Source organism: Candidatus Obscuribacterales bacterium (genome assembly GCA_036703605.1).
Classification (GTDB): Bacteria; Cyanobacteriota; Cyanobacteriia; order RECH01; family RECH01; genus RECH01.
This window is the reverse complement of sequence record DATNRH010000142.1, coordinates 1-1118: the sequence shown is the minus strand read 5'-3', so window position 1 is coordinate 1118 and position 1118 is coordinate 1. Positions and strand designations below refer to the sequence as shown.

Genomic DNA, 1118 nt, shown 5'->3' with positions numbered 1-1118 from the left:
CTAAGCTACGAGACTTTGTTGGTCTGAATGACCCCGGAGACTACGAGTACGAGTACGAAGAAATGGATAGTGGTGAAGAGTATCAAAATCTTTACCAGCAAGAAAACAAGGAGACGGTTGCAGAGGACTCTCCGCGTCGCCGTCGCCTGCGTGAACGGTCAATCATTTCATCTGGTGAAATAGGAACAAGTTCCACTATGAACTCTGCTATGAACAATGTGATTGGTATGCCTGGCGCTGCGAACGGAATGTCTGAGGTGGTGGTCATGGAGCCTCGCACCTTCGAGGAAATGCCTCAAGTCATTCGCGCTCTGCGAGAACGCAAGTCGGTGGTTCTTAACCTAACCATCATGGATCCAGACCAAGCTCAGCGAGCCGTTGACTTCGTCGCTGGCGGCACCTATGCCATTGATGGTCATCAAGAGCGGATTGGTGAAAGCATCTTCCTGTTCACCCCGAACTGTGTGCAGGTTAGCACCCAAGCCGGTAACCTTGGCGACCTAACGGGATCTCAGCCCCAGGCTCGTCCAGTTGCTCGCCCCACAGCTCCAACCCCAGCTTGGGCCACTGAGGCGCAAACTCGCATGGCATAATGCCGTTCATTGTTTACCATCCGTCATTTAATTAAGATTGTTGAGAGGCTGGGGCAAGTCCCCCCTCTCTATCATCCCTTAGCCAGCCCTTAGAAAGGCACTGTGAGGTTCTCATGGTGCCTTATAATTTTTGGGGTTATGACAAAGGAAGTTTCGTTCGTGTCTAAAAAACTTGGGGTTATTGGTGGCGGGGTTATGGGAGAGGCGCTTCTGTCTCGCCTGATTGAGCAGGGCACCTATCATCCTGACGACATTGTGGTGAGCGATCCGTCTCCGCAGCGCCGGGAGATGATGGAGAAGACCTATCACATTGCGGCTTGCTCCGATAACCAGCAGGTCATTGACCAGGCATCCCAGGTTTTATTAGCCATTAAGCCTCAGGTTTTTACCGCCGTAGCTGCTCAGCTAACGTCCTGTCATCCCGATCAAGTTGTGCTATCGATTCTGGCAGGGGTACCCCTCCAGCGTTTAGAAGCAGCTTTTCCAGGACAGCCGGTGATTCGGGCTATGCCTAATACTCCTGCA

Annotated in this window: 2 protein-coding genes; both read left to right on the top strand. The window is 52.2% G+C overall.

Annotated features, from left to right (window positions below; translation table 11 throughout):
- A partial coding sequence (locus tag V6D20_02920; protein HEY9814746.1) for a cell division protein SepF occupies window positions 1-593 on the top strand: 593 nt, incomplete at its 5' end.
- Window positions 594-752: 159 nt separating this feature from the next.
- Window positions 753-1118, top strand: a 366-nt coding sequence (locus V6D20_02915; GenBank protein HEY9814745.1) for an NAD(P)-binding domain-containing protein, incomplete at its 3' end; no start/stop codon positions are given.